The 24,466-nt window shown below is 70.3% G+C and carries 20 protein-coding genes; 17 read left to right on the top strand and 3 right to left on the bottom strand.

Annotation, left to right across the window (positions count from 1 at the left end; genetic code table 11):
* Positions 1–22 precede the first annotated feature (22 nt).
* Complete coding sequence (locus ACWFRJ_RS08030; protein WP_453525588.1) at positions 23–961, top strand: MerR family transcriptional regulator; 939 nt, start codon at positions 23–25, stop codon at positions 959–961.
* Between the two features lie 8 nt (positions 962–969).
* On the opposite strand, the gene ACWFRJ_RS08025 is transcribed toward ACWFRJ_RS08030, so the two are convergent.
* Positions 970–2,241: an alpha/beta hydrolase family protein gene (locus ACWFRJ_RS08025; RefSeq protein ID WP_453525585.1), complete on the bottom strand. Its 1,272-nt coding sequence runs from the start codon at positions 2,239–2,241 to the stop codon at positions 970–972.
* 341 nt (positions 2,242–2,582) lie between these two features.
* Here ACWFRJ_RS08025 and ACWFRJ_RS08020 point away from each other — a divergent pair, with 341 nt between their 5' ends.
* The 13 genes from ACWFRJ_RS08020 to ACWFRJ_RS07960 all read left to right on the top strand — a co-directional run bounded on the left by ACWFRJ_RS08020 (position 2,583) and on the right by ACWFRJ_RS07960 (position 20,446).
* On the top strand, positions 2,583–3,761 hold the full coding sequence (locus tag ACWFRJ_RS08020) for an ROK family transcriptional regulator (RefSeq protein ID WP_453525582.1): 1,179 nt from the start codon (positions 2,583–2,585) through the stop codon (positions 3,759–3,761).
* A gap of 75 nt (positions 3,762–3,836) precedes the next feature.
* Positions 3,837–5,177: an ABC transporter substrate-binding protein gene (locus ACWFRJ_RS08015; RefSeq protein ID WP_453525579.1), complete on the top strand. Its 1,341-nt coding sequence runs from the start codon at positions 3,837–3,839 to the stop codon at positions 5,175–5,177.
* Positions 5,178–5,187: 10 nt separating this feature from the next.
* Positions 5,188–6,123 (top strand): carbohydrate ABC transporter permease, encoded by a 936-nt coding sequence (locus tag ACWFRJ_RS08010; protein ID WP_453525576.1) that lies wholly within the window; start codon positions 5,188–5,190, stop codon positions 6,121–6,123.
* Between the two features lie 8 nt (positions 6,124–6,131).
* Positions 6,132–7,040, top strand: coding sequence for a carbohydrate ABC transporter permease (locus tag ACWFRJ_RS08005; protein ID WP_453525573.1), 909 nt, complete (start codon positions 6,132–6,134; stop codon positions 7,038–7,040).
* A gap of 8 nt (positions 7,041–7,048) precedes the next feature.
* Positions 7,049–8,314, top strand: a complete 1,266-nt coding sequence (locus ACWFRJ_RS08000) for a 6-phospho-beta-glucosidase (protein ID WP_453525571.1) — start codon at positions 7,049–7,051, stop codon at positions 8,312–8,314.
* Entirely contained in the window at positions 8,305–9,297 is a 993-nt protein-coding gene (locus ACWFRJ_RS07995) for an N-acetylglucosamine kinase (RefSeq protein ID WP_453525568.1), read from the top strand. Before ACWFRJ_RS08000 ends, ACWFRJ_RS07995 begins: the two co-directional genes overlap by 10 nt.
* A 273-nt stretch (positions 9,298–9,570) precedes the next feature.
* A complete protein-coding gene (locus ACWFRJ_RS07990) occupies positions 9,571–11,061 on the top strand; it encodes a hypothetical protein (RefSeq protein WP_453525565.1) in 1,491 nt (496 codons plus the stop codon).
* Between the two features lie 17 nt (positions 11,062–11,078).
* Positions 11,079–12,095: a glutamate ABC transporter substrate-binding protein gene (locus ACWFRJ_RS07985; RefSeq protein ID WP_453525563.1), complete on the top strand. Its 1,017-nt coding sequence runs from the start codon at positions 11,079–11,081 to the stop codon at positions 12,093–12,095.
* A gap of 39 nt (positions 12,096–12,134) precedes the next feature.
* Positions 12,135–13,454, top strand: coding sequence for a hypothetical protein (locus ACWFRJ_RS07980; protein WP_453525560.1), 1,320 nt, complete (start codon positions 12,135–12,137; stop codon positions 13,452–13,454).
* Positions 13,451–16,087 (top strand): tetratricopeptide repeat protein, encoded by a 2,637-nt coding sequence (locus ACWFRJ_RS07975; RefSeq protein WP_453525557.1) that lies wholly within the window; start codon positions 13,451–13,453, stop codon positions 16,085–16,087. The genes ACWFRJ_RS07980 and ACWFRJ_RS07975 overlap by 4 nt, the downstream gene beginning before the upstream one ends.
* A 2-nt stretch (positions 16,088–16,089) precedes the next feature.
* A complete protein-coding gene (locus tag ACWFRJ_RS07970; RefSeq protein WP_453525554.1) occupies positions 16,090–17,505 on the top strand; it encodes a protein phosphatase 2C domain-containing protein in 1,416 nt (471 codons plus the stop codon).
* A gap of 91 nt (positions 17,506–17,596) precedes the next feature.
* The gene (locus ACWFRJ_RS07965; protein ID WP_453525551.1) at positions 17,597–18,940 is read left to right on the top strand and encodes a VWA domain-containing protein; all 1,344 of its coding nucleotides are present in this window, start codon (positions 17,597–17,599) and stop codon (positions 18,938–18,940) included.
* 147 nt (positions 18,941–19,087) lie between these two features.
* Entirely contained in the window at positions 19,088–20,446 is a 1,359-nt protein-coding gene (locus ACWFRJ_RS07960; RefSeq protein WP_453525549.1) for an FHA domain-containing protein, read from the top strand.
* A 37-nt stretch (positions 20,447–20,483) separates the two neighbouring features.
* Here the strand turns inward: ACWFRJ_RS07960 and ACWFRJ_RS07955 are convergent, their stop codons facing one another.
* Entirely contained in the window at positions 20,484–21,458 is a 975-nt protein-coding gene (locus ACWFRJ_RS07955) for a methyltransferase domain-containing protein (RefSeq protein WP_453525547.1), read from the bottom strand.
* A gap of 105 nt (positions 21,459–21,563) precedes the next feature.
* Between ACWFRJ_RS07955 and ACWFRJ_RS07950 the strand changes: the two genes are divergently transcribed.
* Positions 21,564–21,977 (top strand): globin, encoded by a 414-nt coding sequence (locus ACWFRJ_RS07950; RefSeq protein WP_453525544.1) that lies wholly within the window; start codon positions 21,564–21,566, stop codon positions 21,975–21,977.
* A 53-nt stretch (positions 21,978–22,030) separates the two neighbouring features.
* Here the strand turns inward: ACWFRJ_RS07950 and ACWFRJ_RS07945 are convergent, their stop codons facing one another.
* Positions 22,031–22,687, bottom strand: coding sequence for a TetR/AcrR family transcriptional regulator (locus ACWFRJ_RS07945; RefSeq protein ID WP_453525541.1), 657 nt, complete (start codon positions 22,685–22,687; stop codon positions 22,031–22,033).
* 110 nt (positions 22,688–22,797) lie between these two features.
* Between ACWFRJ_RS07945 and ACWFRJ_RS07940 the strand changes: the two genes are divergently transcribed.
* Positions 22,798–23,460 (top strand): MSMEG_1061 family FMN-dependent PPOX-type flavoprotein, encoded by a 663-nt coding sequence (locus ACWFRJ_RS07940; protein ID WP_453525539.1) that lies wholly within the window; start codon positions 22,798–22,800, stop codon positions 23,458–23,460.
* 32 nt (positions 23,461–23,492) lie between these two features.
* The gene (locus ACWFRJ_RS07935) at positions 23,493–24,461 is read left to right on the top strand and encodes a PDR/VanB family oxidoreductase (RefSeq protein WP_453525536.1); all 969 of its coding nucleotides are present in this window, start codon (positions 23,493–23,495) and stop codon (positions 24,459–24,461) included.
* The last annotated feature ends 5 nt before the right edge of the window (positions 24,462–24,466 follow it).

Here is a 24,466-nt window from a genome sequence, read left to right as displayed (position 1 = left end):
TGGAGACAGCAGAGTGGGGGACATGGACGTTACGACCCTCTACTCGATCGGGGAGCTCTCCCGGCGGACCGGCTTGTCCGTGAGGACCATCCGGTTCTACTCCGATTCGGGGGTGGTAGCGCCGACCACCCGTAGTCCCGCCGGCTATCGGCTCTACGACCTCGACGCACTGCTCCGTCTGGAACTCCTGCGCACACTGCGCGAGCTGGGCATGGACCTGGCCACGATCCAACGGGTACTGGACCGTGAGCTCTCGGTGGCGGAAGTCGCCGCGGCGCACGCCGACGCCGTGGACGTCCAGATCCGGGTGCTGCAACTGCGTCGGAGTGTTCTGCGAGTCGTGGCAAGACGCGGGTCAAGCCCCGAGGAGACCAAGCTCATGCACAGGCTCACGCAGCTGTCCGGCGAGGAACGCCGACGTTTGATCGACGATTTCGTGGAGGGCACCTTCGGCACGGTGGATGCCGACCCGGCCGCAGTGGCCATGGTCCGCGCCGCCACTCCCGACCTCCCCGACGACCCGACCGGCGAGCAGGTCGCCGCGTGGATGGAACTCGCCGAGCTGGTCGGCGACGAGGATTTCCGTACCCGGATGCGCCGGACGGCCGTACGCCAGGCCGCCGGGCGCCCGCTCGGCATCGAGCGCGATGCCGGCGAGGAGCTGATGGAGTTCACCCGTCAGAAGGTGGCCGAGGCCAGGGAGGCGGGCATCGACCCGCTCGGCGACAGGGCCGCACCCGTCATCGATGACCTCGTGCACCGCTTCGCCGCGGTGTTCGCGCGCACTCCTGACACGGAATTCCGGGACTGGATGGCGCAGCAGTTCGAAGAGGCGCACGATCCCGGGGTGGACCGGTACTGGCGGCTGGTGTGGATCGTCAACGGCTGGCAGGTGGTGCCGGACCTGAACCCGGTGTACCCCTGGCTCGCCCAGGCTCTGCGAGACGACCGCGCCGCATAGTCAGAGGGTCATGGGGAGTGGAAGGCGACCTCCGGGTTGGCGTTCGACGGGCCGTCCAGGAGAGACCGGTCTCGGGACCGGATGTGCTGGTCGAAGAAGGCGGTGACGTACTCGTTGGTGATCTCGCCCGAGCGTTCGCCGGACAGCGGGGCCGAGGGGTCGGTCATCCCCAGCTGACCGCCGAGCACCGGCATGTCGGTAAAGGTGAGGTGGCCGGAGTCGGCGACCGTGAGCCAGCGCTTCCAGCCGTGCAGGCGCTGCCACTCGCGCGGCCAGGTGACATCATCGGTGCGGGGGCTGTGGCCGCTTCGGGTGCCGAGCATGAGGACGGGGCGGCCGGTGGCGGCAGCCGGGACCGGGGCGAAGAAGGTGCCGTCCAGGTTGGCCGCCGCACGGATTCGGTGGTCGGTCCCGGCGGCCGCGGTCGCCGCGTTTCCGCCGAGCGAGTGGCCCGCGGCGCCGATCCGCCGGGGGTCGATCAGAGCCCGGTAGTCGGGGTGTCGCCCGTCGCCGGTGCGGGCTCGTCCGGTCAGCGCGTCGATGACGTAGGAGATGTCCGCCGCCCGGTTCCTGGCGGCCTCGGCCAGCATTTCCTTCTCTCCCGCGTCGCCGTGCGGCGCCTCCTCGACCTTCTCGCAGGCGACGCAGGTGAGCGTCCGGGAAGACTGCGCCCGGGAAGACTCCCCCTTGCCGGGAAATTCCGTTCCGAAGGACTCGTACGCGTGGTCGACGAGCGCTACGAGGTAGCCCTGCGATGCCAGTTCCTCCGCGAGGCCGGTCAGCGTGGCGCGGTGCAGCGTGAAGCCCGGGGAGAGGACCACGAGCGGATGCTTTCCCTTGGCCGGGCGGGCGGCGGGCCTGGCGTTCGTCCGGGTGGACGCGACCTGCTCGGCGTCGATCCGCTTGTCCAACTTCTGCCCCTTCAGGAGCAGTCCGGCTTCCTTGACCGACAGATACGGCGCACCGGCGCCACCGCCGCCGCGCTGGGCCGGATAGAAGACCGACACCATCAGCTCGCGGGCCCCTGACGAGGGCACCCACAGGTCGCGGCGGCTCGCGTCCACGAGGTGGAGGGTGTCCCGTCCGATGCTGTGGGGTCCCGACGGGCGCGGCAGGGACGGTCCGGCTTCGCGTTTCGACGTGGAAGCGGGGCGGTGCGATGACGAGCCGCCGCCGTCGGCGCAGGCCACGGCTGTCGGCGCGAGGAAGGTGAGTGCCACCAGGGCTGCTGCGGCCCTGCATCGGCTGCGAGTGCGGCGGTGAGCGCGGTTGCTGTTCATGCCGGTGAGCGTAGGAATCGCGGGTGGGCGCCCGGCACCGGCGAAAGTGCGGAGCGGCCCATGACTTTCGTCCATGGCATGAGCGAGGCACGGGCGAGGCACGGGCGAGGCACGGGCGAGGCACGGGCGAGGCATGAGCGAGACACGGGCAAGAAGCACCCCGTGCAACGCCCCGCCCCCGCAGGTAACGACTTGGTTGCCGCGGGGGCGTGCGCTATTGACGCCTCATTCACGCCAGTCGTACGGTCCTCACGAATTGGAAAGTTTCCTAACAGTTAGCGGGCAAGCGCCGACCGGCGCACGGCCGCTAACCTTCGGGCAGCCGATAGGCAGGTGTCGTCATGGCAGCAGCAAGCAGCACCCCGGGAACCCCCGGCACGCCCAGCGTCCTGCGCGCCATGAACGACCGGGCGGTGCTCGACCTGCTTGTCGTGCACGGGCCGCTCACCCGCACCCGCATCGGTGAGCTGACCGGCCTCTCCAAACCCACCACCTCACAGCTGCTCGGGCGCCTCGAAGCCGCCGGCCTCGTGCACACCACCGGCAGCCTCAGCGGGCGCCCCGGACCCAACGCCCTGCTGTACGAGATCGACCCGGGCGCCGCACATGTCGCCGCCCTGTCCGCCGACCCCACCGGGATCACCGCGCTCGTCGCCGACATCACCGGCACCGTCATCGGTCAGGCGCGCGTCGAGGCGGAAGCCGTGGCCGAGGACGTGCGCCACCGCACGGCGCAACTGGTCACGGAGGCCGTCGACGAGGCGCTGCGCCAGGCGGGCCTCGGCCACGACGATCTGCGGGCCGCGGTGATCGGCACGCCCGGCGCCCTCGACCCGCACACCGGAGAGCTGCGGTACGCCCCGCACCTCCCGGGCTGGCATTCGCGGACGCTGCGCGACGATCTCGCCGCCGTCCTCGGCACGCCCGTCGACATCGAGAACGACGTGAACCTGGCCGCCGTCGCCGAGCAGTACGAGGGCGCCGCCCAGGACAACGACAACTACGTGCTCACCTGGCTCGACGACGGCGTCGGCGCCGCCATCGTGCTCGGCGGCACCCTGCTGCGCGGCGCGACAGGCGGCGCGGGCGAGATCGGCTACATGCCGCTGCCCGGCGCTCCCCTGGCGCACGGCGGCCCCGAGGCGACCCGCGGCCCCGACGGGGGTGGCGGATTCCAGAGCCTCGTCTCCGCGCCGGTCGTCAAGCAACTCGCGGGCGGCGCGGCCACGTTGGCGGACGCCTTCGCCGACGACACCGTGCTCGACGAGGTCGCACGCCGCCTCGCCACCGGCATCGCCGCGGTCGTCGCCGTCGTCGACCCCGAACTCGTCGTACTCTCCGGCTCCGTGGCCCAGGCGGGCGGCGACAAGCTGCGCGTCAGGGTCGAGGAGGAGCTGACCGGGCTCGCACTGCCGCGCCCCCAGATCCGCATCAGCGAACTCGACGGCGACCCGATCCTCACCGGCGCCCTGCGCTCCGCCCTCACCCAGGCCCGCGACCAGGTCTTCGACACGGCCTGACGCCGGACCGCGCCTCTCCGTACCTCCCCGTACCTCCCCGCACCTCAACTCCCTCCCCCGTAAAGGAAGTCCGCCATGCCGCGATGGCGCATGCCCACCTGCGCGTCCGCGGCGCTCGCCGCAGCCGGTCTCTTGCTCTCCGGCTGCGCCAATCCGAGCGTCGGCAGCGCGAACGACGACCCGACCGAGCCGGTCACCCTGAAGTTCTGGCACGGCTGGTCGACGCCCGGCGAGGTCAAGGCCGTCAACGAAAGCATCGACCGCTTCGAGAAGCTGCACCCGAACATCAAGGTGAAGGCCACGGGGAACGTCTCCGACGAGACGGTCAACCAGGCCCTGCGGGCGGGCGGCGACAAGGCCCCTGATGTCGTTTCCTCGTTCACCACCAACAACGTGGGGCAGTACTGCGACTCCGGGATGTGGGCGAACCTCGATCCGTTCATGGAGAAGACCGGCCTGGACAAGCGCAAGACCTTCCCCAAGACGCTGCTCGACTACACGAGTTACCGGGGCAACCAGTGCGCGCTGCCGCTGCTCGCGGACGCCTTCGGGATGTACTACAACAAGGACGCCTACAAGGAGGCGGGCATCAAGCGTCCGCCGCGCACGATGTCCGAGTTCGAGAAGGTCTCCAAGAAGCTGACCGTGCGCAGCGGCAAGAACTCGTACAAGCGGGTCGGGTACCTGCCCAACTTCCGCTTCTACCAGAACAGCCCTGACCGCCTCTTCGCCCAGTGGGGCCCCCAGTACTTCGACGCCAAGGGCAACGCGAGCCTCACCGACGACCCGAAGACGTACAAGTTCTTCAAGACCGCACGCCAACTCGCGGACGCACAGGGCGGGTTCAACGATCTTGAGCGGTTCCGGCTGACCTTCGGCGACGAGATGTCCAGCCAGAACGCCTTCCTGACCGGCAAGGTCGCCATGCACCTGGACGGTGAGTGGCGCGGTCTGATGCTGGACGAGGCGAAGGCGAAGTTCGACTGGGGTGTGGCCCCGCTGCCCGTCCCCGACGACCAGGCCGACACGTACGGGCGCGGCTTCATCACCGGCACCGTCGCGGGGATCGCGCACAGCAGCAAGCACCAGAACGCCGCGTGGGAGCTGGTGCGGTTCCTGACCGCCGACACCAAGCAGGTCGTGAACTTCGCGAACGCCATCCACAACGTGCCCTCCACGTTCGCGGCGCTCAAGTCCCCCGACCTGGACGCCGATCCGACCTTCCGGACCTTCTTCGACATCCTTCAGAACAAGCACAGCAAGGCCCTGCCGCCCTCCGTGAACGGCGGCGCCTATGTCGTCTCGCTCCAGGACTTCGCCTACGGCGTCGAGGCCGGGCGCGTCCCCGACCTGCGCAAGAGCCTGAAGAAGCTCGACGAGCAGATCGACGCCGACACCCTCCAGTCGAAGAGCTGAGGACCCCGCCATGGCACTCTCCCTCTCCAACCCCGCGCGCCGCAGACTGCGTACGCTCGGCTTCCTCTCCCCCTGGCTCGTCGGCTTCAGCGTCTTCTTCGCGTATCCGCTGCTCGCCACCGTCTACTTCTCGTTCATGCACTACAACCAGATCAAGGAGCCCACTTTCGTGGGGCTTCGGAACTGGAAGTACGTGTTCGAGCAGATGCCCCTGTTCGGCCCGGCCCTGTGGAACACACTGTGGCTTGTCGTGATCATGGTGGCGGTGCGCGTCGTCTTCGGGCTCTCGCTCGGGCTGCTCATCACGAAGATCAAGACGGGCGCCGGGTTCTTCCGCACGGCCTTCTACCTCCCCTACCTCGCCCCGCCGGTGGCCGCCACCGTCGCCTTCGTCTTCCTGCTCAACCCGGGCACGGGACCGGTGAACGAGATCCTCGACGCGGTCGGGATATCGGGGCCCAACTGGTTCAACGACCCGGCCACCGCCAAGCCCTCGCTCGTACTGTTGTCCCTTTGGGGCATCGGCGATCTTATGGTCATCTTCATGGCGTCACTGCTCGACGTACCGAAGGAGCAGTACGAGGCCGCGGACCTGGACGGCGCCGGGGCGTTCGCCAAGTTCCGCTACGTGACCTGGCCCGCGATCACGCCGATCGTGATGTTCGCGGTGGTCACGGGCGTCGTACAGACCATGCAGTACTACACGCAGGCCCTGGTCGCGGGGAAGGTCGCGTCCGGCGTCAACATCGGCCCGGGATCAGTGATCCAGCCCGGCTATCCGGACCACTCGACCCTCACGGTCCCCCAGCTCGTCTACCAAATGGGCTTCCAGAACTTCAACACCGGTGCCGCGTGCGTGCTCTCGCTCGTGCTCTTCGCCATCGCCATGGCCGTCACGCTGCTCCTGATGCGCAAGCGCTCCGGGCTGCTCGCGGCGGAGGACTGAGGACTTCGATGACTTCCACGACTCTCAGCGCGCCCGCGTCGGCGCCCGAACGCACCGCCCCGGCCAGAGGCCCCGCCGCCGCCCGCGCCCGCCGCAAGCGGATCCTGCACTGGATCGCCGTGCACAGCGTGGCGATAGGCGTCGCGCTGCTCTTCATCCTGCCGTTCGTCTTCGTCTTCCTGACGTCGGTGATGAGCGACTCGCAGGCGATGAGCGGCGACCTGTGGCCCGACTCCTGGCACTGGTCGAACTACAAGGCCGTCTTCGAGACGCCGGGCTTCCTGGACTGGTGGCGCAACTCGCTGATGTACGCGGGTCTGGGCACCCTCTTCACCGTCTGCTCGGCGATCCCCGTGGCATACGCGCTCGCCAAGTTCCGCTTCCGCGGGCGCCGCACGGCGATGCTGCTCGTCATCTCGACGATGATGCTGCCGCCGCAGGTCATCGTGATCCCGATGTACCTGGTCTGGGCCCAGCAGTTCCATCTGTCGGGCACGCTGTGGCCGCTGATCATCCCGATGGCGTTCGGTGACGCGTACTCGATCTTCCTGCTCCGCCAGTTCCTCCTCACCATCCCCAAGGAGTACATCGAGTCGGCGAAGGTCGACGGCTGCGGCGAGTTCCGTACCATGATCAAGATCGTCGTCCCGATGGCCAAGCCCGGCATCACCGCCATCGCGCTCTTCCAGTTCTTCTACTGTTGGAACGACTACTTCGGGCCGCAGATCTACGCCGCCCAGAACCCCGGCGCCTGGACGCTGAGTTACGGCCTGGAATCGTTCAAGAGCGCGCACGCCGTGAACTGGAACATGACCATGGCCGCGACCCTGCTTGTCATGGCTCCCGTCATCATCATCTTCTTCTTCGCACAAAAGGCCTTCGTAGAAGGCGTCACCCTCACCGGAGTAAAGGGCTGAGAACCGATATGAAGCTCGCAGTGGTCGGCGGAGGGTCGACCTACACACCCGAACTGATCGACGGATTCGCGCGGTTGAGGGACACCCTGCCGATCGAGGAACTCGTCCTCGTGGACCCGGCAGCCGACCGCCTTGAGCTGGTGGGCGGCCTCGCCCGGCGCATCTTCGCCAAGCAGGGGCACCCCGGCCGCATCGTCACCACGTCCGACGTGGACGCGGGCGTCGCGGACGCCGACGCGGTCCTGCTCCAGCTGCGCGTCGGCGGGCAGGCGGCCCGCAACCAGGACGAGACGTGGCCCCTTGAGTGCGGCTGCGTCGGCCAGGAGACCACGGGCGCGGGAGGCCTCGCGAAGGCCCTGCGCACCGTGCCGGTCGTCCTCGACATCGCCGAGCGCGTACGGCGCACCAACCCGAACGCCTGGATCATCGACTTCACCAACCCGGTCGGGATCGTCACGCGGGCGCTGCTCCAGGCCGGTCACAAGGCCGTCGGCCTGTGCAACGTGGCGATCGGCTTCCAGCGCAAGTTCGCCAAGCTGCTCGACGTCACCCCGGGCGACGTGCACCTCGATCACGTGGGGCTCAACCACCTGACGTGGGAGACGGGCGTACGTCTCGGGGGGCCTGACGGCGACGACATCCTGCCCAAGCTGCTCGCCGAGCACGGGGACGCGGTCGCCGCGGACCTGCGCATGCCGCGCGAGATCGTCGACCGGCTCGGCGTCGTGCCCTCGTACTACCTGCGCTACTTCTACCAGCACGACGCCGTGGTGGAGGAGTTGAAGACCAAGCCGTCGCGGGCCGCCGAGGTGGCCGAGATGGAGCGCGAGCTCCTGAAGATGTACGGCGACCCCACCCTCGACGAGAAGCCGGCCCTGCTCGGCAAGCGCGGCGGTGCCTTCTACTCGGAGGCGGCCGTGGATCTGGCGGCCTCGCTGCTCGGCAACGGCGGCAGCCCCTTCCAGGTGGTGAACACCGTCAACAACGGCACACTGCCGTTCCTGCCGGACGACGCCGTCATCGAGGTACAGGCCTCGGTGGACGGCTCGGGCGCCACGCCCCTCGCGGTGCCGAAGCTCGACCCGCTGTACGCGGGGCTGATCTCGAACGTCACCGCGTACGAGGACCTCGCCCTCCAGGCGGCGGTGCACGGTGGGCGCGAGCGGGTCTTCAAGGCGCTGCTCGCCCACCCGCTTGTCGGGCAGTACGCGTACGCCGAGCAGCTCACCGACAGCCTCATCGCGCACAACCGGGAGCACCTGGCGTGGGCGTAGGCACGAGTGTGCTCGCGATCGACGCGGGCAACAGCAAGACCGACGTCGCGGTGGTCGCGGCCGACGGCGAGGTCGTCGGCGCGGCACGCGGCGGCGGGTTCCAGCCGCCCCAGGTCGGCGTCGAGGCCGCGGTGGACATCTTGGAGGAGGCGGTGACGCGGGCCTTCGCCGAGGCGGGCGTGGACTCCGTCGGGCATGTGTCCGCCTGTCTCGCCAACGCCGATCTGCCGGTGGAGGAGAGGGAGTTGGCCGATGCCCTGCGCCGCCGCGCGTGGGGCCGATCGGTCGACGTACGCAACGACACCTTCGCGATCCTGCGGGCCGGTCTCCTGGAGGACGCCGAGCCGCGGGGCGTCGCGGTGGTGTGCGGGGCGGGCATCAACTGCGTGGGCATGCTGCCCGACGGGCGCACCGCCCGCTTCCCCGCCATCGGCCGGATCTCCGGCGACTGGGGCGGGGGCGGCGCCCTCGCCGAGGAGGCGCTGTGGTTCGCGGCGCGGGCCGAGGACGGCCGCGGCGAAGCGACCGCGCTGCGCGAGGCACTGCCCGCGCACTTCGGCCTGCCCTCCATGTACGCGCTGATAGAGGCGCTGCATCTGGGGGGCATCGCTCCGGTACGGCGGCACGAGCTGACGCCGGTGCTCTTCGCCACGGCGGCGGCGGGCGACGCGGTGGCGCGTTCGCTGGTGGACCGGATGGCCGACGAGGTCGTCGTCATGTCGACCGTGGCCCTCGACCGGCTCGGCCTGCTCGGCGAGGAGGCCCCGGTTCTGCTCGGCGGCGGCGTCCTCGCCGCCCGCCACCCGCAACTGGACGACCGCATCCGTACGTTGCTCGCCGACCGGGCGCCCAAGGCGGTGCCCCGGGTGGTCGTCGCCCGTCCCGTGCTCGGCGCCGCGCTGCTCGGTCTTGACCAGATCGGGGCGCCCACCGAGGTGCACGCGCGCGTGCGGGGGCACTACGAGAGTGGCGTGGGAGCCTGAAGCGGCGGAGTTCACAGGCCCGGCAGGGAACCGAACCGTACTGAATCGCGTATTCAAGGGCAGGGGTGCTCTGCGATCTTCGCGTGACCCGGGCAGAGGGGGCGCGTGAACTGGACACGGGGACTTGTGCAGGAGGATCCGTACACGGTGATGCGGACACGATGATCAGCACAAGATCGAGTCAATGCCTGTGCGGATGTCGGTCCCTGCGGCGATACTTGCGGCCGTGCACTTCTTCCCGCTCAGCGCACTCCGGGCGGAAGTGAACGTCCGATGACCAAGGGGGAGGTCGAGGTCGAGGTGACATACCCGCCTAACGGCAGTGCCGCGCCGCCGGGACAGGCTGCGCCGACGATGCCCACCGTCCCGCCTCAGGCGGGAGGGGGCTCCGCGGCGCCCTCGGAGACCGTGCAGAGCGCGGAACCCCGCCGCCCCGCCTGGATAGAAGGCCGCGACCGGCTGCGCGCCGCGGCGACGACCGAGCCGGGCAGGCTGCGGATCATCGGCGCCGTCCTCGCGCTGCTCGTCGTGGCCTTCGGCGCGGTCACCACCTGGCAGATGACCGACCGCTCGGACGCAGCGAACAGCGTCCTGAACCGCAGCCAGCCGCTGAGCGACGACGCGGCGGCCATCTACCGCTCCCTCGCGGACGCCAACACGGCCGCCTCCAGCGGTTTCTTGGCGGGCGGTCAGGAGCCCGCCGCCGTGCGCGACCGGTACAACCGCGACATCGACCGCGCATCCGAGAAGCTGGCCAACGCCGCGTCGAACGCGGGCGCGGGTTCGACGGCCGCCGCATCGGTGAGCAAGCTGAACAAACTCCTCCCGGAGTACACCGGCCTGATCGAGCGGGCCCGCGCGAACAACCGCCAGGGCCTCCCCCTCGGCGGCGCCTATCTGCGGTACGCCAACGACAAGATGCAGACCCAGATGCTCCCGGCGGCCGAGGAGCTCTACACCGCGGAGAAGCAGCGCCTGAAGTCGGACTACGCCGACGCGAAGCCGTATCCGTGGTTCGCCATCGCCCTCGGCGTGGTCGCGCTCGGCGCCCTCTTCTGGGCCCAGCGCCGCAACTACCACCGTACGAACCGGGTGTTGAACCACGGTCTGGTCGCCGCGACCGCCGCCTCCACGATCGTGCTGCTCTGGCTGGTCGCCGGGCACACCTTCGCGCGCTCGGGGCTCAATGACTCGTACGACCACGGTGTGCAGTCCCTGAACGTCCTGAACGACGCCCGCATCAGCTCGCTCAAGGCCCGCAGCAACGAGAACCTCACGCTGGTCAGCCGGGGCGCGGAGACCGTCGAGGTCGGTGCGGACAAGGAGATCAAGGACAAGTTCGACGTCGACTACCAGGCGCAGATGAAGCAGCTCGGCAGCGCCGACAGCGGGCTCCTCGGCAAGGCCGCGGCCATCGCCGACAACGCAGCGGGCAGGAACCCGGTCAAGGCCGCAGCGGACAACGTGGCGGTCTGGAAGGACCGGCACAAGACCGCGCGCGACAGCGACGACGCGGGTGACTACAAGGGAGCGCTCGCCAAGGTCGTCGGCGACAAGAAGGACAAGCCCACCGGCGAGTGCTTCGACAATGTCGACGCGGCACTCGATGTCGCGCTGAAGCACGAGCAGGGTGAGTTCCAGCAGGCGGCCAAGGACGGCAAGGGAGCCATGACCGGGCTCCCGCAGGGCGCCGCCGTGCTCGCGGTGCTCGCCGCCGCGGGCGCCCTGCTCGGCATCGGGCGCAGGCTGTCGGAGTACAGGTGAGAGGGGGCGAGCGGACGATGCGTACGCGAGGACTGGCGAGGCTGCGCGGCTGGGGCGGAGCTGCCGCCATGGCGGTGGCCTGCGCGCTCACGGGCTCCCTCGTCCTGGTGCTGCCGGAGGCGGGCGGTGCGGCCAAGTCGGGCGGGGACGCCGGTGCGAGCGGTGCGTCCCAGCGTTCCGCCGAGGCCGCTCCCGCGCGCGCCGAGGAGTGCGAGGCCCCCGAGGCGAGCCTGTCGCCCTCCGGCAAGGACGGCCCGACGATCGAGGCCATCCGCAACCGCAAGGTCAAGAAGCTCATCGTCGGCGTCGACCAGAACAGCTACCGCTGGGGATATCGCGACCCGAACAAGAAGACGGCGACGCTCGAAGGCTTCGACATCGACCTCGCGCACAAGATCGCCGAGGACATCCTCGGCGACCGCGACGCCGTGCTCTTCCGCGCCATCCCCACCAACCAGCGCGTCAAGGCCATACAGAGCGGCCAGGTCGACATGGTCGTACGGACGATGACGATCACCTGCGAACGCGAGAAGGACGTCTCCTTCTCCACCGCCTACTTCAAGACCGGCCAGCAGGTCCTCGCACCCAAGTCCTCGGACATCACCGGGTTCAACGACACACTGGACGGCAAGAAGGTCTGCTCGGCCAAGGGTTCCACGGCACTCACCAAGCTGGAGGAGCTCAAGAAGAAGGGCCTCGGTGCCGACATCGGTACTACGGTCCCCAACCAACTCGACTGCCTGGTGAGGCTCCAGCTCGGTGAGGTGGACGCCGTCGTGACCGACAGCGCGCTCGCCGCGAGCCAGGCCGCGCAGGATCCGACGGTGGAGCTGAAGGGCGACGCGCCGCTCAACACCGAGTACTACGGCGTGGCGATGAAGAAGCCGGAGAACGGCGACGACGACCTGGTGCGGCGGGTCAACCAGGTCCTGGAGGACTATCGCAAGAGCGGCTGGCAGAAGTCGTACGACCACTGGCTGAAGCCGGCCCTCGGCACATCGGCCGGACCGCCCGCGCCGAAGTACAGCGACTGAGCCGGACGTGAACAGCAACGCAGAGCGGAGAGGTGATCGATGAGCGTCGCGGGACCCCCCGGTCCTGTGATGGACCGGGACGAGGTGGACCGTGCGCTGGCGCGGCTCGACGCCGAGCACGAGGCGATCGAGACCTCACTCCTCGCCCTTCAGGATCACGCGGGCCGCCGACTCCTCGAAGGCGCCGGTCTCACCGGCACCACACAGGAGCGCTGGCAGTCCACCGAGCAGCGGATCACCCTTCTCTGGGCGTACTTCGACGCGTACGCCGCCGCCCTGCGCACCGCGCACGACGTGCGGGTCCGCAGACGATGGCCCAACAGGGACGACCTGGTGGAGCTGACCGAGCTGCTGCGCGGTGAGAGCATCACCGTCGCCGGCGGCGCCGCCCCCGCGCCGTCGGCCTCGATCACCGGTCCTGCCAAGCTCACCGAACGCTTCACCCTCGTCGAGCTCGTCGCGCGGATGAACGACCTGTACGCGCACTCGCTCGACATGGTCGTCGCCGCCGACGCGGTCTGGTCCGCGCTGCCCGCCCGGATAGACCTCCTGGCCGCCGAGCTGCACCGCACCCGCCAGCTCGCACACTCCGTGGGAGTACGCCCCGGCGAACATCCGGCGGGCGACGACCTGGAGCGGATCACAGCGGAGCTGACACTGCTCCGTGAGCAGGTGGTGTCCGATCCGCTGGCCTTCTGGCAGCCCGCGAAGGGCAGTTCGGCCCCTGGTGGCGGACGCCCGCACACCGAGCGGTACGACCGCGAGGCCCGCGCGCTTGAAGACGTGCGCCGCGAGATAGACGCGGTGCTCACCGTCCGGCAGGACGCGGAGCTGCGCCTGGGCAGGCTGCGTGACGTGCTCTCGCGCGCGGACCGCACCCTGGCAGAGGCACGCTCGGCGCGCGGCGAGGTGCTCGCCAAGATCGCCGCGTCCGAAGTGCCCGCCGTCAGCGGCCCCTCGACCGCGCTGCAGGAGCAGCTGGCCATGGCGTCCGACTACCGCAGGCACGCCCAGTGGCACCGCCTTTCGCCACTCCTGGAGTCACTCGAAGAGAAGGCCGAGGACGAACTCCTGCGGGCCCGCGAGTCGTTGAGCGCCGTCACGCAGCCACTCGCGGTCCGTGCGGAGCTGCGCGGGCGCCTGGACGCGTACAAGGCGAAGGTCGCCCGGCTCGGCCACGCGGAGGACCCCTTCCTCGTCGAGCGGTACGACGCGGCGCGCCGGATGCTCTGGAGCGCGCCCTGCGATCTGCGCGTCGCCGAACAGGCCGTGCTCCGCTACCAGCAGGCGGCCGCCGAAGTCCTAGCACCGAGGGTGCCGCAACAAGGCGGACCCACCGACCGGAGGGGGGAAGCATGAGTGAGCAGCGGAAGTGCCAGCGACCCGGATGCACAGGGTCGTACGAGGACGTGGGCGGCGGCGAGCTGTACTGCGACACCTGCGGCCTGGCCCCGGTCGTCTCTCCGACGGGCATGGTGTCCTCTCCCCCGACCGGCATCACCGGCGGCGGAAGGGGTTCGGGCAGCAGCAGCTCCCGGTCCAGTTCGCGCTCCTCGTCCCGCTCGGCGCGCTCCCAGTCCTCGCGCAGGTCGGTGTCGGGGCGGCTCTCGCGCTCGCTGTCCGGCGCCTCGACGTCCCGGTCCGTCTCGGTGCGCAGCTCCGGTGCCGCGGCGAGTTCGTCGGCCCGCAGCAGGCTGGGCGTGGGCCTGGTCCTCGTGCCCGAGGTACCGCGCCCCGATCCGCGCCAGGCGGTGCAGGAGAACCCCGAGGTTCCCGAGCGGAAGCGATTCTGCTCGCGCTCCGACTGCGGTGCCCCGGTGGGCCGCGCCCGGGGTGAGCGCCCCGGCCGCACCGAGGGGTTCTGCACCAAGTGCGGTCACCCGTACTCGTTCGTGCCGAAGCTGGCAGCCGGCGACATCGTGCACGGTCAGTACGAGGTCGTGGGCTGTCTGGCGCACGGCGGGCTCGGCTGGGTCTATCTCGCCGTCGACCGCGCCGTCTCCGACCGCTGGGTGGTCCTCAAGGGCCTGCTCGACACGGGCGACCAGGACGCGATGGCCGCCGCGATCTCCGAGCGCCGCTTCCTCGCCGAGATCGAGCACAGCAACATCGTGCGCATCTACAACTTCGTCGAGCACCTCGACCAGCGCACGGGCTCCATGGACGGCTACATCGTCATGGAGTACGTCGGCGGCAAGTCCCTCAAGGAGATCGCCAACGAACGCCGTACGCCGCAGGGCAAGCGCGACCCGCTGCCGGTCGAACAGGCCTGCGCGTTCGGCATCGAGGCGCTCGAAGCCCTCGGGCATCTGCACAGCCGCAATCTCCTGTACTGCGACTTCAAGGTCGACAACGCGATCCAGACCGAGGACCAGCTCAAGCTGATCGACATGGGCGCGGTCCGCCGCATGGACGACGACGAGTCGGCGATCTACGGCACGGTCGGCTATCAGGGCCCCGAAGTGGCCGAGTTGGGCCCGTCGGTGGCCTCCGACCTCTACACGGTGGCACGCACCCTGGCCGTGCTGACCTTCGACTTCCAGGGATACACGAACGTCTTCGTGGACTCCCTGCCCGACCCCGACAACATCGAGGTCTTCCGCAAGTACGAGTCGTTCTACCGCCTCCTCGTACGCGCCACCGACCCCGACCCGGCCCGCAGGTTCGCCTCGGCGCAGGAGATGGCGGAGCAGCTCACGGGCGTCCTGCGGGAGGTCGTGGCCCTCCAGACGGGTCGGCCGCGCCCCGCGCTCTCCACGCTGTTCGGGCCCGAGGTGAAGGTCACGGACACCGAGCTGTTCGCGGAGCTGACCGGGGACGTCTCGCACTTCGGGGTACGCGTGCTGCCGACGGGGCGGCGGAAGGGGCGCCCGGAACTGACGGCGGGCAATGGCCATGGCGCCGCATCCGCATCCGCATCCGGTCAGGGCAACGCTCAGGGCAACGGCACCCCGGCGATCGCGCCGCCCGTGCCTCCGGCCGCCCCGCACGCCCGGATCGTCCGCTCCCTCGACGCCCCCGCGACGGCCCTCGCCCTGCCGGTGCCGCGCGTCGACCCGAACGACCCGAACGCCGGGTTCCTCGCCGGGCTCATCGCGTCCGCGCCCGCCGAGCTGATCACCGCCCTCGACGCCGCGACGACCGACTCCGTGGAGCTCCAGCTGCGCGGCCTCCGCGCCCGCCTTGCGATGGGCGAACTCAAGCCCGCCGCACAGGCCTTGTCCGACCTGGAGCTACGGCACCCGGACGACTGGCGGGTGGTCTGGTACCGCGGCGTCGCCTCGCTCGCGATCGGCGACCACGAGAACGCGGCGCTGTCCTTCGACGCCGTGTACGACGCGTTCCCCGGCGAGCCCGCGCCCAAGCTGGCCCTCGGGGTCTGCGCGGAGGTCCTGGAGCAGCTGGACAACGCGGCCGAGTACTACCGCCTCGTGTGGGCCACCGACCCGAGCTATGTCAGCGCCGCGTTCGGCCTGGCCCGCGTACAGCTCGCGTCGGACGACAGGCGCGGCGCCGTGCGCACTCTGGAGTCGGTGCCCGAGTCCTCCATCCACTACACCGCGGCCCGCGTCGCGGCGGTGCGGGCGAGGCTGCGGCACCGTATGACGTTGGACACCGCGCCGTCGCCCGGCGCGCCCTTCCTCGATGTCCTGGACGACCTGACGGCTGCGGCGGGCCAGGTGGAGGCCCTCGCGGGCTTCGGCCTCGACGCGGTGCGCCGCGAGCGACTCTCCACCGAGGTCCTTGGCACCGCGTTGGACTGGGTACTCTCCGGTAGGCACTCTGGTCACGCATCCGCTCCGCCGACAGCACCCGCTGCACCGGCGAGCGGCTCGCGGACCGTGCTGCTCGGCAACGATCTGGACGAGCGTGGCCTCCGCTACGGCCTGGAGCGCTCTTACCGAACGCTTGCCCGGCTCGCACAGGGTGGCGAGGAAAGGATCGAACTGGTGGAGCGGGCCAACCGTTTCCGCCCTCGGACGTGGGTGTGAAGATGTCGCAGATTCACCAGCAGACTGCCGGGGCAGCAGGTTCCACGTGCCCCGGCTGCCAGGAGCCGCTGGAATCGGGTGACCTGTTCTGCGGCGCGTGCGGGTTCGACCTGTCGGTGCAGCCGGCCGGGTCGGACGACCGCCCCACCGTCGCGATGAACGGCTCGTCGCCCGCGCCGCGGTCCGACGCGTCGTCGCAGTGGCCCATCGCCCCGGACGTGGACAGCTCCGACGTGCCGGTGCCCGCGCACCTGCCCACCGACCTGCCGGTCACGGAGTCGTCGGGCGGCGAGCTCTCGCCGAACGCGCGGGGCGCACGGGACGTACGGACGGACGCCCCCTTCGAGCGGCCCGCCGAGCAGTCCGTCGCGCAGTCCGTCGGGGCGCCCTCCGAGCCGGACGAGTACCCGCTGCCCGCGCCCGGCGCCGCGCCGGAGGCCGGGTCTGCCGAGCCCGCCGCAGATCCCCGGACGGTCCTGTCCGAGCCCACCCCGCCCGCGGGCACCAAGCTCTGCGTGGCGTGCCGTTCGGGCCGCGTCGACCCCGACGGCTACTGCGAGAACTGCGGGCACGCCCAGCCCCGCGAGCGCGACCACATGGAGCAGGAGCTCGACGCGGTCGCCGCGGTCAGCGACCGTGGCCTGCGCCACCACCGCAACGAGGACGCGTTCGCGATCTCGTCGGCCGCACTGCCGGACGGTTCCCCCGCCGTCGTCGCGATCGTCTGCGACGGTGTCTCGTCCGCGACCCGCCCCGACGAGGCGTCGCTCGCCGCGTCACGCGCGGCCAACGAGTCGCTCCTGGACGCCCTGCCGCGCGGTACGCACCCGCAGCAGGCCATGCACGACGCGATCCTCTCGGCGGCCGACGCCGTCAACGCCCTTGCCGCGGAGCCCACTCAGGCCAGGGAGCACTCCCCGCACCAGAACGCCCCCGCGTGCACCCTCGTCGGCTCGATCATCGCCGGTGGCCTCCTGGTCGTCGGCTGGGTCGGCGACAGCCGTGCCTACTGGGTCCCCGACGACCGCAGCGGCCCCACCGTCCGGCTCACCGAGGACGACTCGTGGGCCGCTCAGATGGTGGCCGCGGGCCTGATGAACGAGGCGGAGGCGTACGCCGACGAACGCGCGCACGCCATCACGGGCTGGCTCGGCGCCGACGCGTACGAACTGGAGCCGCACACCGCTTCCTTCAAGCCGGACCGCGCGGGTGTAGTGGTGGTATGCACGGACGGGCTCTGGAACTACGCGGAAGCGGTGGAGGAAATGGCGCGGGCCGTGCCGGTCGATTCCGCCGTGCGCCCGCTGCACAGCGCCCAGGTTCTGGTCGGCCACGCACTGGACGGCGGGGGCCACGACAACGTAACAGTGGCGATTCTGCCGTTCCGTGTCGTGCCGCAAGGGGCAGGATCCGCCTAGTGAAGGGCCCCCGCGACGGGGTCGAACACGCGTACTTGTCACCCACCGGCTTGGGGAAGCCGGTGGGAACATTTAGGGGGAGCAGAATTCCATGGCCAACTTCTCGAAATCGAACGTGCCGCAGTTCTCGGTCGACGTGTACCAGAACGAGTACCTCCCGGAGGGCGGCCGCGAGGTCAACGCCATCGCCACGGTCACCTCGACCGGCGGTGGCACGGTGGGGTCCGCGGTGAGCGCTCCGCACCTCTACTCGGCGGGGCAGACCCCGGACGCGGCCGTGGCGATCATGGTCGACTGTTCGGGATCGATGGACTACCCGCCGACGAAGATGCGCGGCGCCCGCGACGCCACGTCCGCCGCGATCGACGCCGTACGTGACGGAGTCCACTTCGCGGTGATCGGCGGCACCCATGTAGCCAAAGAGGTCTACCCGGGCAACGGCCGTCTCGCCGTCGCCGACGCTCAGACCCGGGGGCAGGCCAAGCAGGCCCTGCGCAAGCTCAGCGCGGGCGGCGGCACGGCGATCGGCACCTGGCTGCGCCTGGCGGACCGGCTGCTCTCCTCGGCCGATGTCTCCATCCGGCACGGAATCGTCCTGACGGACGGCCGCAACGAACACGAGTCGCCCGAGGACCTCCAGGCCTCCCTCGACGCCTGCGCGGGCCGCTTCACCTGCGACGCCCGCGGTGTCGGCACCGACTGGGAGGTCAAGGAGGTCACCGGCATCGCCTCCGCCCTTCTCGGCACCGCCGACATCGTCGCCGACCCCGCGGGACTGTCCGCCGACTTCACGCAGATGATGGAGGCGGCGATGGGCAAGGAGGTCGCCGACGTCAGCCTGCGGGTGTGGACGCCGATGGGCGCGGAGATCAAGTTCGTCAAGCAAGTGGCGCCCACGGTAGAGGAGTTGACGGGGCGTCGGACGGAGGCCGGACCGCGCGCGGGCGACTACCCCACCGGGTCCTGGGGTGACGAATCCCGCGACTACCACATCTGTGTCGAGGTGCCGAACGCCGAGCTCGGCCAGGAGATGCTCGCGGCCCGCGTCTCACTGATCGTGCCGCAGCCGGACGGCAGTGCCCAGACGCTCTCGCAGGGCCTGGTGCGGGCCGTGTGGACGGATGACATGTCCGCTTCCACGTCGATCAATCCGCAGGTGGCGCACTACACCGGCCAGGCGGAACTGGCACAAGTGATCCAACAGGGCCTCGATGCGCGCAAGTCGGGAGATATGGACGGAGCGACGGCCAAACTGGGCCGTGCCGTTCAGCTCGCGAGCGCCTCGGGCAACGAGGACACCGCGAAGCTGCTTTCGAAGGTGGTCGACGTGGTCGATGCCGTGGCGGGTACTGTTCGATTGAAGGCGAGGGTCGCCGAGGCCGACGAGATGACACTCGAGACGCGGTCCACGAAGACTGTTCGCGTGAAGAAGTAGCAGCATGCAGAAGTAGCAAGCACCGCGCATACTCATCGGTACTCATTCACTCATTCAGTGGCTCCACAGCGAGTGGGTGCACAGTGAGTGGGTCCACAGCAGCACGTACGGCCCCAGGGCCGGAGAAGGAGAGGGGGAAGCGCCGACATGCCGACCTGCCCGAACGGACACCAGTCGGGTTCCGACGACTGGTGCGAGGTCTGCGGTCACCGCATGGCCGGTGCCGTACCGCCGCCCCCGCCGCCGCCACCGGCCGCTCCCGGATACGGCTATCCGCCGCCGCCCGGACCCGGCCAGAACCCTGGGTACGGCTATCCGCCGCCCAGCCCCGGTTCCGGCCCCGGCCAGGACGCCGGATACGGCTACCCCCAGCAGGCCCCCGGCCGCCCGCACCTGTCGGCCGTGCCGGACCAGCCCGCCGAGCCGCAGCTCTGCCCGCAGTGCCGCACGCCCCGTGAGGCGAACGCGCCGTTCTGCGAGGAGTGCCGCTGGAACTTCCTGACGAACACGGCGACCTCGTACACCCCGGCCGCCCCGCACCCGCCCGTGTCGAACCCGGCACAGCAGTTCCAGCAGCCCCAGCAGTCCCAGCAGCCCCCCGGCACGCAGCCGGGCCAGGACCCGTTCGGGTACCAGGGCTCGCGGCCCTCGCAGATGAACCGGCCCGCCGAGCCGATCCCGCCGTTCGGCAACGGCAGCCCGTCTTCCGGTCAGGCGCCTCCGCCGCCTTCGCCGTACGGCAATGGCAACCCGCCCGGGCAGGTGCCGCCGCCGTACAGCGGTGGTGAGCAGTCGGGGCCGCCGCAAGGCTTCCAGCAGCAGGCGCCGCCCGCGTTCCCGCAGGAGACGGGGACTCCGCAGCAGCCTGGCCCGGGTCAGCCCGGTCCTGGCGGCCCGTCCTTCGGTGGCGGTGACGACGACTGGGTGATTTCGCCGCCCTCGTCGGCCGCTCCGGGGCCTGGCGCTCCGGGTGGCGCTCCGCAGGCTCCCGAGCAGGGCGAGTGGGTCCGGCAGCCGCAGCCGGGCCAGCCGCCGCAGCAGACGCAGGCACCGCAGGGCCCTCCCGGCTTCCAGGCCGTGCCTGGTCCCGGCACCGGCACGGTCTCCTGGTCGGCGACGATCGGTCCCGACCGTGAGTACTTCATGGCGATGATGCACCGCAGCGGTCCCGAGGCGTCGGGCCTGAACCTGCCCGCGTACTCGCCCGAACAGCAGCGCCCGCTGGCCGGCAACCAGATCACCATCGGCCGCCGCAGGCACTCCACCGGCGACACCCCGGACATCGACCTGTCGGTGCCGCCGGAGGACCCGGGCGTATCGCACCAGCACGCGGTCCTGGTCCAGCAGCCGGACGGCACCTGGGCGGTCGTCGACCAGAACTCGACGAACGGCACCACGGTCAACAACGGCGAGGAGCCCATCCAGCCGTTCGTCCCCGTGCCGCTCCAGGACGGCGACCGGGTGCACGTGGGCGCCTGGACGACGATCACGATCCGGCACAGCTGAGGATCGTGAGGATGGATCGCTCGAGCTCGACGCGGGTTCAGGCGAGTGGCCAGGCATACGGCCCTTCGGGGTCGTCCAGCCAGGCCCACTCGTGCGGTCCGCTGGCGGTGATCCCGAAGCGCTCGCGCACCGGCCGCCCCTCGCGCTCCCACAGGGCGAGGGCTTCATAGGGGTCGAGACTGCCTTCGGTCAGTTCGAGCAAGAAGCGGAAGAGCTGGTTCTGCAGAGCCCCGCGCGGCAGCCCCCCGAGGTGCTGCCCGTGCGGGGCTCTTCCGCTGCCGCCCCGCAGCGGCACGAAGTACGCGGGGGTGTGCAGGAAGCGGCCCTCGGCGTGCTCGGCGTCCCGCACCGTGAGCGCGATCAGGCCGGTGGCCAGCGGGGCCAGGATGCGGGCACCGGGGCGGCTCTGGGCCAGCCAGGGGCGCGGCACGGAGTTCAGGGTGCAGGTCGCGATGATCCGGTCGTACGGGGCGTGCTCGGCGCACCCCGCGGCGCCGTCGCCGGTGACGACGGCCGGGTGGTAGCCGGCGGCCGTGAGATGGCGCCGCGCGGACTCGGTGATCTCCGGGTCCAGGTCGACGGTGGTGACGTGCTCGTCGCCGAGCCGGTGGGCGAGCAGGGCGGCGTTGTAACCGGTGCCCGCGCCGATCTCCAGGACGTCGCAGTCCCCGTCGCGCAGATCGAGCTCGTCCAGCATCTTCGCCATCAGGGAGGGCTGGCTGCTGGACGAGATCAGCTCTCCGTCGCGTACGCGGGTGGCGAGCGGGGCGTCCGCGTAGGCCCCTTGCAGCCAGCGTGCCCGGCGCACGGGATCGGGGTCCTGGCCCCAGAGACGTTCGTAGCCGCCGACCGGCGAGGTGACGTAGTAGTACGGCACGAACAGGTGCCGCGGAACCTGTTCGAACGCCGCACGCAGCTCCGGGTCCCGCGTCCAGGCACCGCTGGCCTCGATCTCGCGGACCAGAGCGGATCCGGCCTCGGCGGCGAGAAGGGGGTCGACTGTGGGTCCCATAGAGCCACTGTGCTGCGGTATTGCCCGCGATGCGAGCGGCAGGACGTACCGATCCGGAGGAGATCGGTCCTAAGTCTTCCGTCCTCGGTCGCCCCGTCTGAGACCATGGACCGTGTGATAGAGATCCCGCGCGGCACGCTTCAGGAGCAGACCTTCTACGAACAGGTCGGCGGCGAGGAGACCTTCAGGCGCCTGGTGCACCACTTCTACCAGGGGGTCGCGGAGGACCCGCTGCTGCGACCGATGTACCCGGAGGAGGATCTGGGCCCCGCCGAGGAGCGCCTCGCGCTGTTCCTCATGCAGTACTGGGGCGGCCCCCGCACGTACAGCGACAACCGCGGCCACCCCAGGCTGCGCATGCGCCACGCCCCGTTCACGGTCGACAGGGCCGCGCACGACGCCTGGCTGAAGCACATGCGGGCCGCCGTCGAGGAGCTGAAGCTCTCCGAGGAGCATGAGCGGACGCTGTGGAACTACATGACGTATGCGGCGGCGTCCATGGTGAACTCCGAGGGCTGACGCACAGGGGGCCGGGTTATCAGGCCGGGTCGGCCGTCAGATAGCGGGTGGGCTCAGAGTGAGGGTGGGCTCAGATAGCGGGTGAGCATGGTGACGAGTTCGTCCTCGAACCGCGCGATGTCGACCTGACCGGCCCCGGGCCCGGATTCAGACACGTGTCCGGACCCGGCCATCACCCTGTGCACCACCATCTCCACCGTGGAGACGACGAGCCGGGCGGCGATGTCGACGTCCGCGACCCGCACCTCCGGATGGTTCCGTAGCAGCTCGCGGGTGTAGGCGATCCGTCTCCGCTCGCTGTCCGCGATCCGCTCGAGCAACTCCGGCGCGCGGGGCCCTTGTTCCATCATCACGCGGAGCAACTGCGGGTCCTCGCGGTGGTTCTCGATCGCGCCGCGCACATAGAAGCGCATGATGCCCTCGATGGACTCCGGCAGCAGTTCGTCCTGGTCCAGCGGGGCCGCGGCCATCCCTGCGTCGAGATGCCGGGTCAGCAACTCGACCAGGATCGCGTCCTTGTTCGGGTAGTACTGATACAGCGAACCGATCGAGACCCGGGCCCGCTCCGCGATCCGGTTGGTGGTCCCCGCCGCATACCCGTACTCGGCGAAAACGCGAGCAGCGGCGTCGAGGACGCGCTGCCGGGTCAGCTCGGCCCGGACCTGACGGGGCTGTTTACGTGGCTGAAGTCCACGGCGATCAGCCGTCATGACACCTCCCGCGACGGGCCGTAAAAGCGAGTAGCGCACGACCTGAGTAATTGCTCACAATAGTGCCATGAACTGCGGCGATGAGTCTGACAAGTCTTAAGGAAGGCGCCATGACGCATGCCCCCACCGCCCCCACCACCGTCCCCGTCACCGCCCCCACGCGCCCTCGCAGGGTCTCCCCGCAGGAGGTGATGGCACGGCTCGGACAGCCGGACGCGATGGTCAAAGCGAAGCTGAAGGACCGCATCGACGACTACTTCCGCTACTTCATCGCCCACTCGCCGTTCCTGACGATGGCCACGGCGGACGCGGCCGGACGCGCCGACTGCTCGCCCCGCGGCGACTACCCGGGCTTCGTGAAGGTCCTCGACGAGCAGACCATCGCCCTCCCCGACCGCCCCGGCAACAAGATCGCCGACTCCTTCCGCAACCTCGCCGAGAACGACGGCGTCGGCCTGTGCTTCTTCGTCCCCGGCATACGCGAGGTCCTGCGCGTCAACGGCAGCGGCTACGTCACCGACGAACCCGATGTGCTGGTCAGGATGCGCACGGAGGCCAAGCAGCCGGATCTTGCGATCGTCATCGAGGTGGCCGAGGCGTACTTCCACTGCGGGCGGGCGCTGATCCGCTCCCGGCTGTGGGACCCCGCAAGCCAGGCGCTCGCCGAGGGGATGCCCTCGTTCGGTGAGATCGCGGCCGCGCAGTTCGGCGTCGACGTGGACCCGAGGCTGCTCGAACAGTCCCTGGAGGACGGCTACCGAAAGCTCTACTGACCAGACATCACAGTCCGACAGGGGAACCACCGATGCAACAGACAGCGAAGCAACAGACAGCGACGCGGCAGACAGTGACGCAACAGACGGTCGTCGACCGCATCGACCGGGTCGCCGAGGACGTCGTAACCCTCACCCTGCGCACCGCCTCCGCCTCCGCCGGGGATCTCGCGCCCTGGGCCCCCGGCGCCCACATCGACCTGTCCCTGCCCAACTGGCTGACCAGGCAGTACTCGTTGTGCGGAAACCCCGCCGACCGCGACGCCTACCGCGTCGCCGTTCGGTACGACCCCCTCAGCCGGGGCGGCTCGGAGTACGTCCACCGTTTCCTGCGCCCGGGCCGCACCCTCGACGTCTCCCTGCCCCGCAACCACTTTCCGCTCGTCCCCGCACCGAGCTACCTGTTCCTCGCGGGCGGGATCGGCATCACGCCCTTGCTGCCGATGCTGCGCGCGGTGGCGTCCGCGGGACTCCCGGCGAAACTGCTGTACGTGGGGCAGTCGGCGGACAGCATGCCGTTCGCCGACGAACTGCGCAGCTCGTACGGCGATCGGGTACGCATCGCGGAAACCAGGACCAGAGGTCAGAGCAGGCCGGACCTCGCCGCCCTCGCGGCGACACTGGATGCCGGCACCCTCGTCTACTGCTGCGGCCCAGCGGCCATGCTGGCGGCGGCCGAGGCGGCGTTCCCCGCCGAGCGGCTGCACGCGGAGCGGTTCCAGCCGGTGGCCAGAACGTTCGGCTCCGACACGGCGTTCGAGGCGGTCTGCACCCGATCAGGGAAGACCGTCGCCGTACCGCCCGAAGAGTCACTCCTGGACGCCCTCGCCCACGCAGGACTCCCCCTCCCGTCCGGCTGCCGCGAAGGCGTGTGCGGCAGTTGCGAACTCACCGTCCTGGACGGCGTACCGGAGCACCGGGACGACATCGGCGCCCCCGAGGGCAGGATGTACGCGTGCGTGTCCCGGGCGCGATCGCCCCGGCTGACCCTCGACATCTGAAGAGC

It is taken from the genome of Streptomyces sp. NPDC055239, from assembly GCF_053606205.1.
Note: the sequence above shows the minus strand (reverse complement) of the source record. Positions and strands in the feature narration are given on the sequence as shown.

Excerpts from the sequence above, each read along its gene's own strand:
- ACWFRJ_RS08025 (WP_453525585.1), bottom strand. The coding sequence starts at position 2,241 with ATGAACAGCAACCGCGCTCACCGCCGCACTCGCAGCCGATGCAGGGCC.
- ACWFRJ_RS07990 (WP_453525565.1), top strand. The coding sequence starts at position 9,571 with ATGACCAAGGGGGAGGTCGAGGTCGAGGTGACATACCCGCCTAACGGC.
- ACWFRJ_RS07945 (WP_453525541.1), bottom strand. The coding sequence starts at position 22,687 with ATGACGGCTGATCGCCGTGGACTTCAGCCACGTAAACAGCCCCGTCAG.
- ACWFRJ_RS07985 (WP_453525563.1), top strand. The coding sequence starts at position 11,079 with ATGCGTACGCGAGGACTGGCGAGGCTGCGCGGCTGGGGCGGAGCTGCC.
- ACWFRJ_RS08015 (WP_453525579.1), top strand. The coding sequence starts at position 3,837 with ATGCCGCGATGGCGCATGCCCACCTGCGCGTCCGCGGCGCTCGCCGCA.
- ACWFRJ_RS08005 (WP_453525573.1), top strand. The coding sequence starts at position 6,132 with ATGACTTCCACGACTCTCAGCGCGCCCGCGTCGGCGCCCGAACGCACC.
- ACWFRJ_RS07955 (WP_453525547.1), bottom strand. The coding sequence starts at position 21,458 with ATGGGACCCACAGTCGACCCCCTTCTCGCCGCCGAGGCCGGATCCGCT.
- ACWFRJ_RS07975 (WP_453525557.1), top strand. The coding sequence starts at position 13,451 with ATGAGTGAGCAGCGGAAGTGCCAGCGACCCGGATGCACAGGGTCGTAC.
- ACWFRJ_RS07935 (WP_453525536.1), top strand. The coding sequence starts at position 23,493 with ATGCAACAGACAGCGAAGCAACAGACAGCGACGCGGCAGACAGTGACG.
- ACWFRJ_RS07970 (WP_453525554.1), top strand. The coding sequence starts at position 16,090 with ATGTCGCAGATTCACCAGCAGACTGCCGGGGCAGCAGGTTCCACGTGC.
- ACWFRJ_RS07980 (WP_453525560.1), top strand. The coding sequence starts at position 12,135 with ATGAGCGTCGCGGGACCCCCCGGTCCTGTGATGGACCGGGACGAGGTG.
- ACWFRJ_RS07965 (WP_453525551.1), top strand. The coding sequence starts at position 17,597 with ATGGCCAACTTCTCGAAATCGAACGTGCCGCAGTTCTCGGTCGACGTG.
- ACWFRJ_RS08020 (WP_453525582.1), top strand. The coding sequence starts at position 2,583 with ATGGCAGCAGCAAGCAGCACCCCGGGAACCCCCGGCACGCCCAGCGTC.
- ACWFRJ_RS07940 (WP_453525539.1), top strand. The coding sequence starts at position 22,798 with ATGACGCATGCCCCCACCGCCCCCACCACCGTCCCCGTCACCGCCCCC.
- ACWFRJ_RS08030 (WP_453525588.1), top strand. The coding sequence starts at position 23 with ATGGACGTTACGACCCTCTACTCGATCGGGGAGCTCTCCCGGCGGACC.
- ACWFRJ_RS08000 (WP_453525571.1), top strand. The coding sequence starts at position 7,049 with ATGAAGCTCGCAGTGGTCGGCGGAGGGTCGACCTACACACCCGAACTG.
- ACWFRJ_RS08010 (WP_453525576.1), top strand. The coding sequence starts at position 5,188 with ATGGCACTCTCCCTCTCCAACCCCGCGCGCCGCAGACTGCGTACGCTC.
- ACWFRJ_RS07960 (WP_453525549.1), top strand. The coding sequence starts at position 19,088 with ATGCCGACCTGCCCGAACGGACACCAGTCGGGTTCCGACGACTGGTGC.
- ACWFRJ_RS07950 (WP_453525544.1), top strand. The coding sequence starts at position 21,564 with ATGGACCGTGTGATAGAGATCCCGCGCGGCACGCTTCAGGAGCAGACC.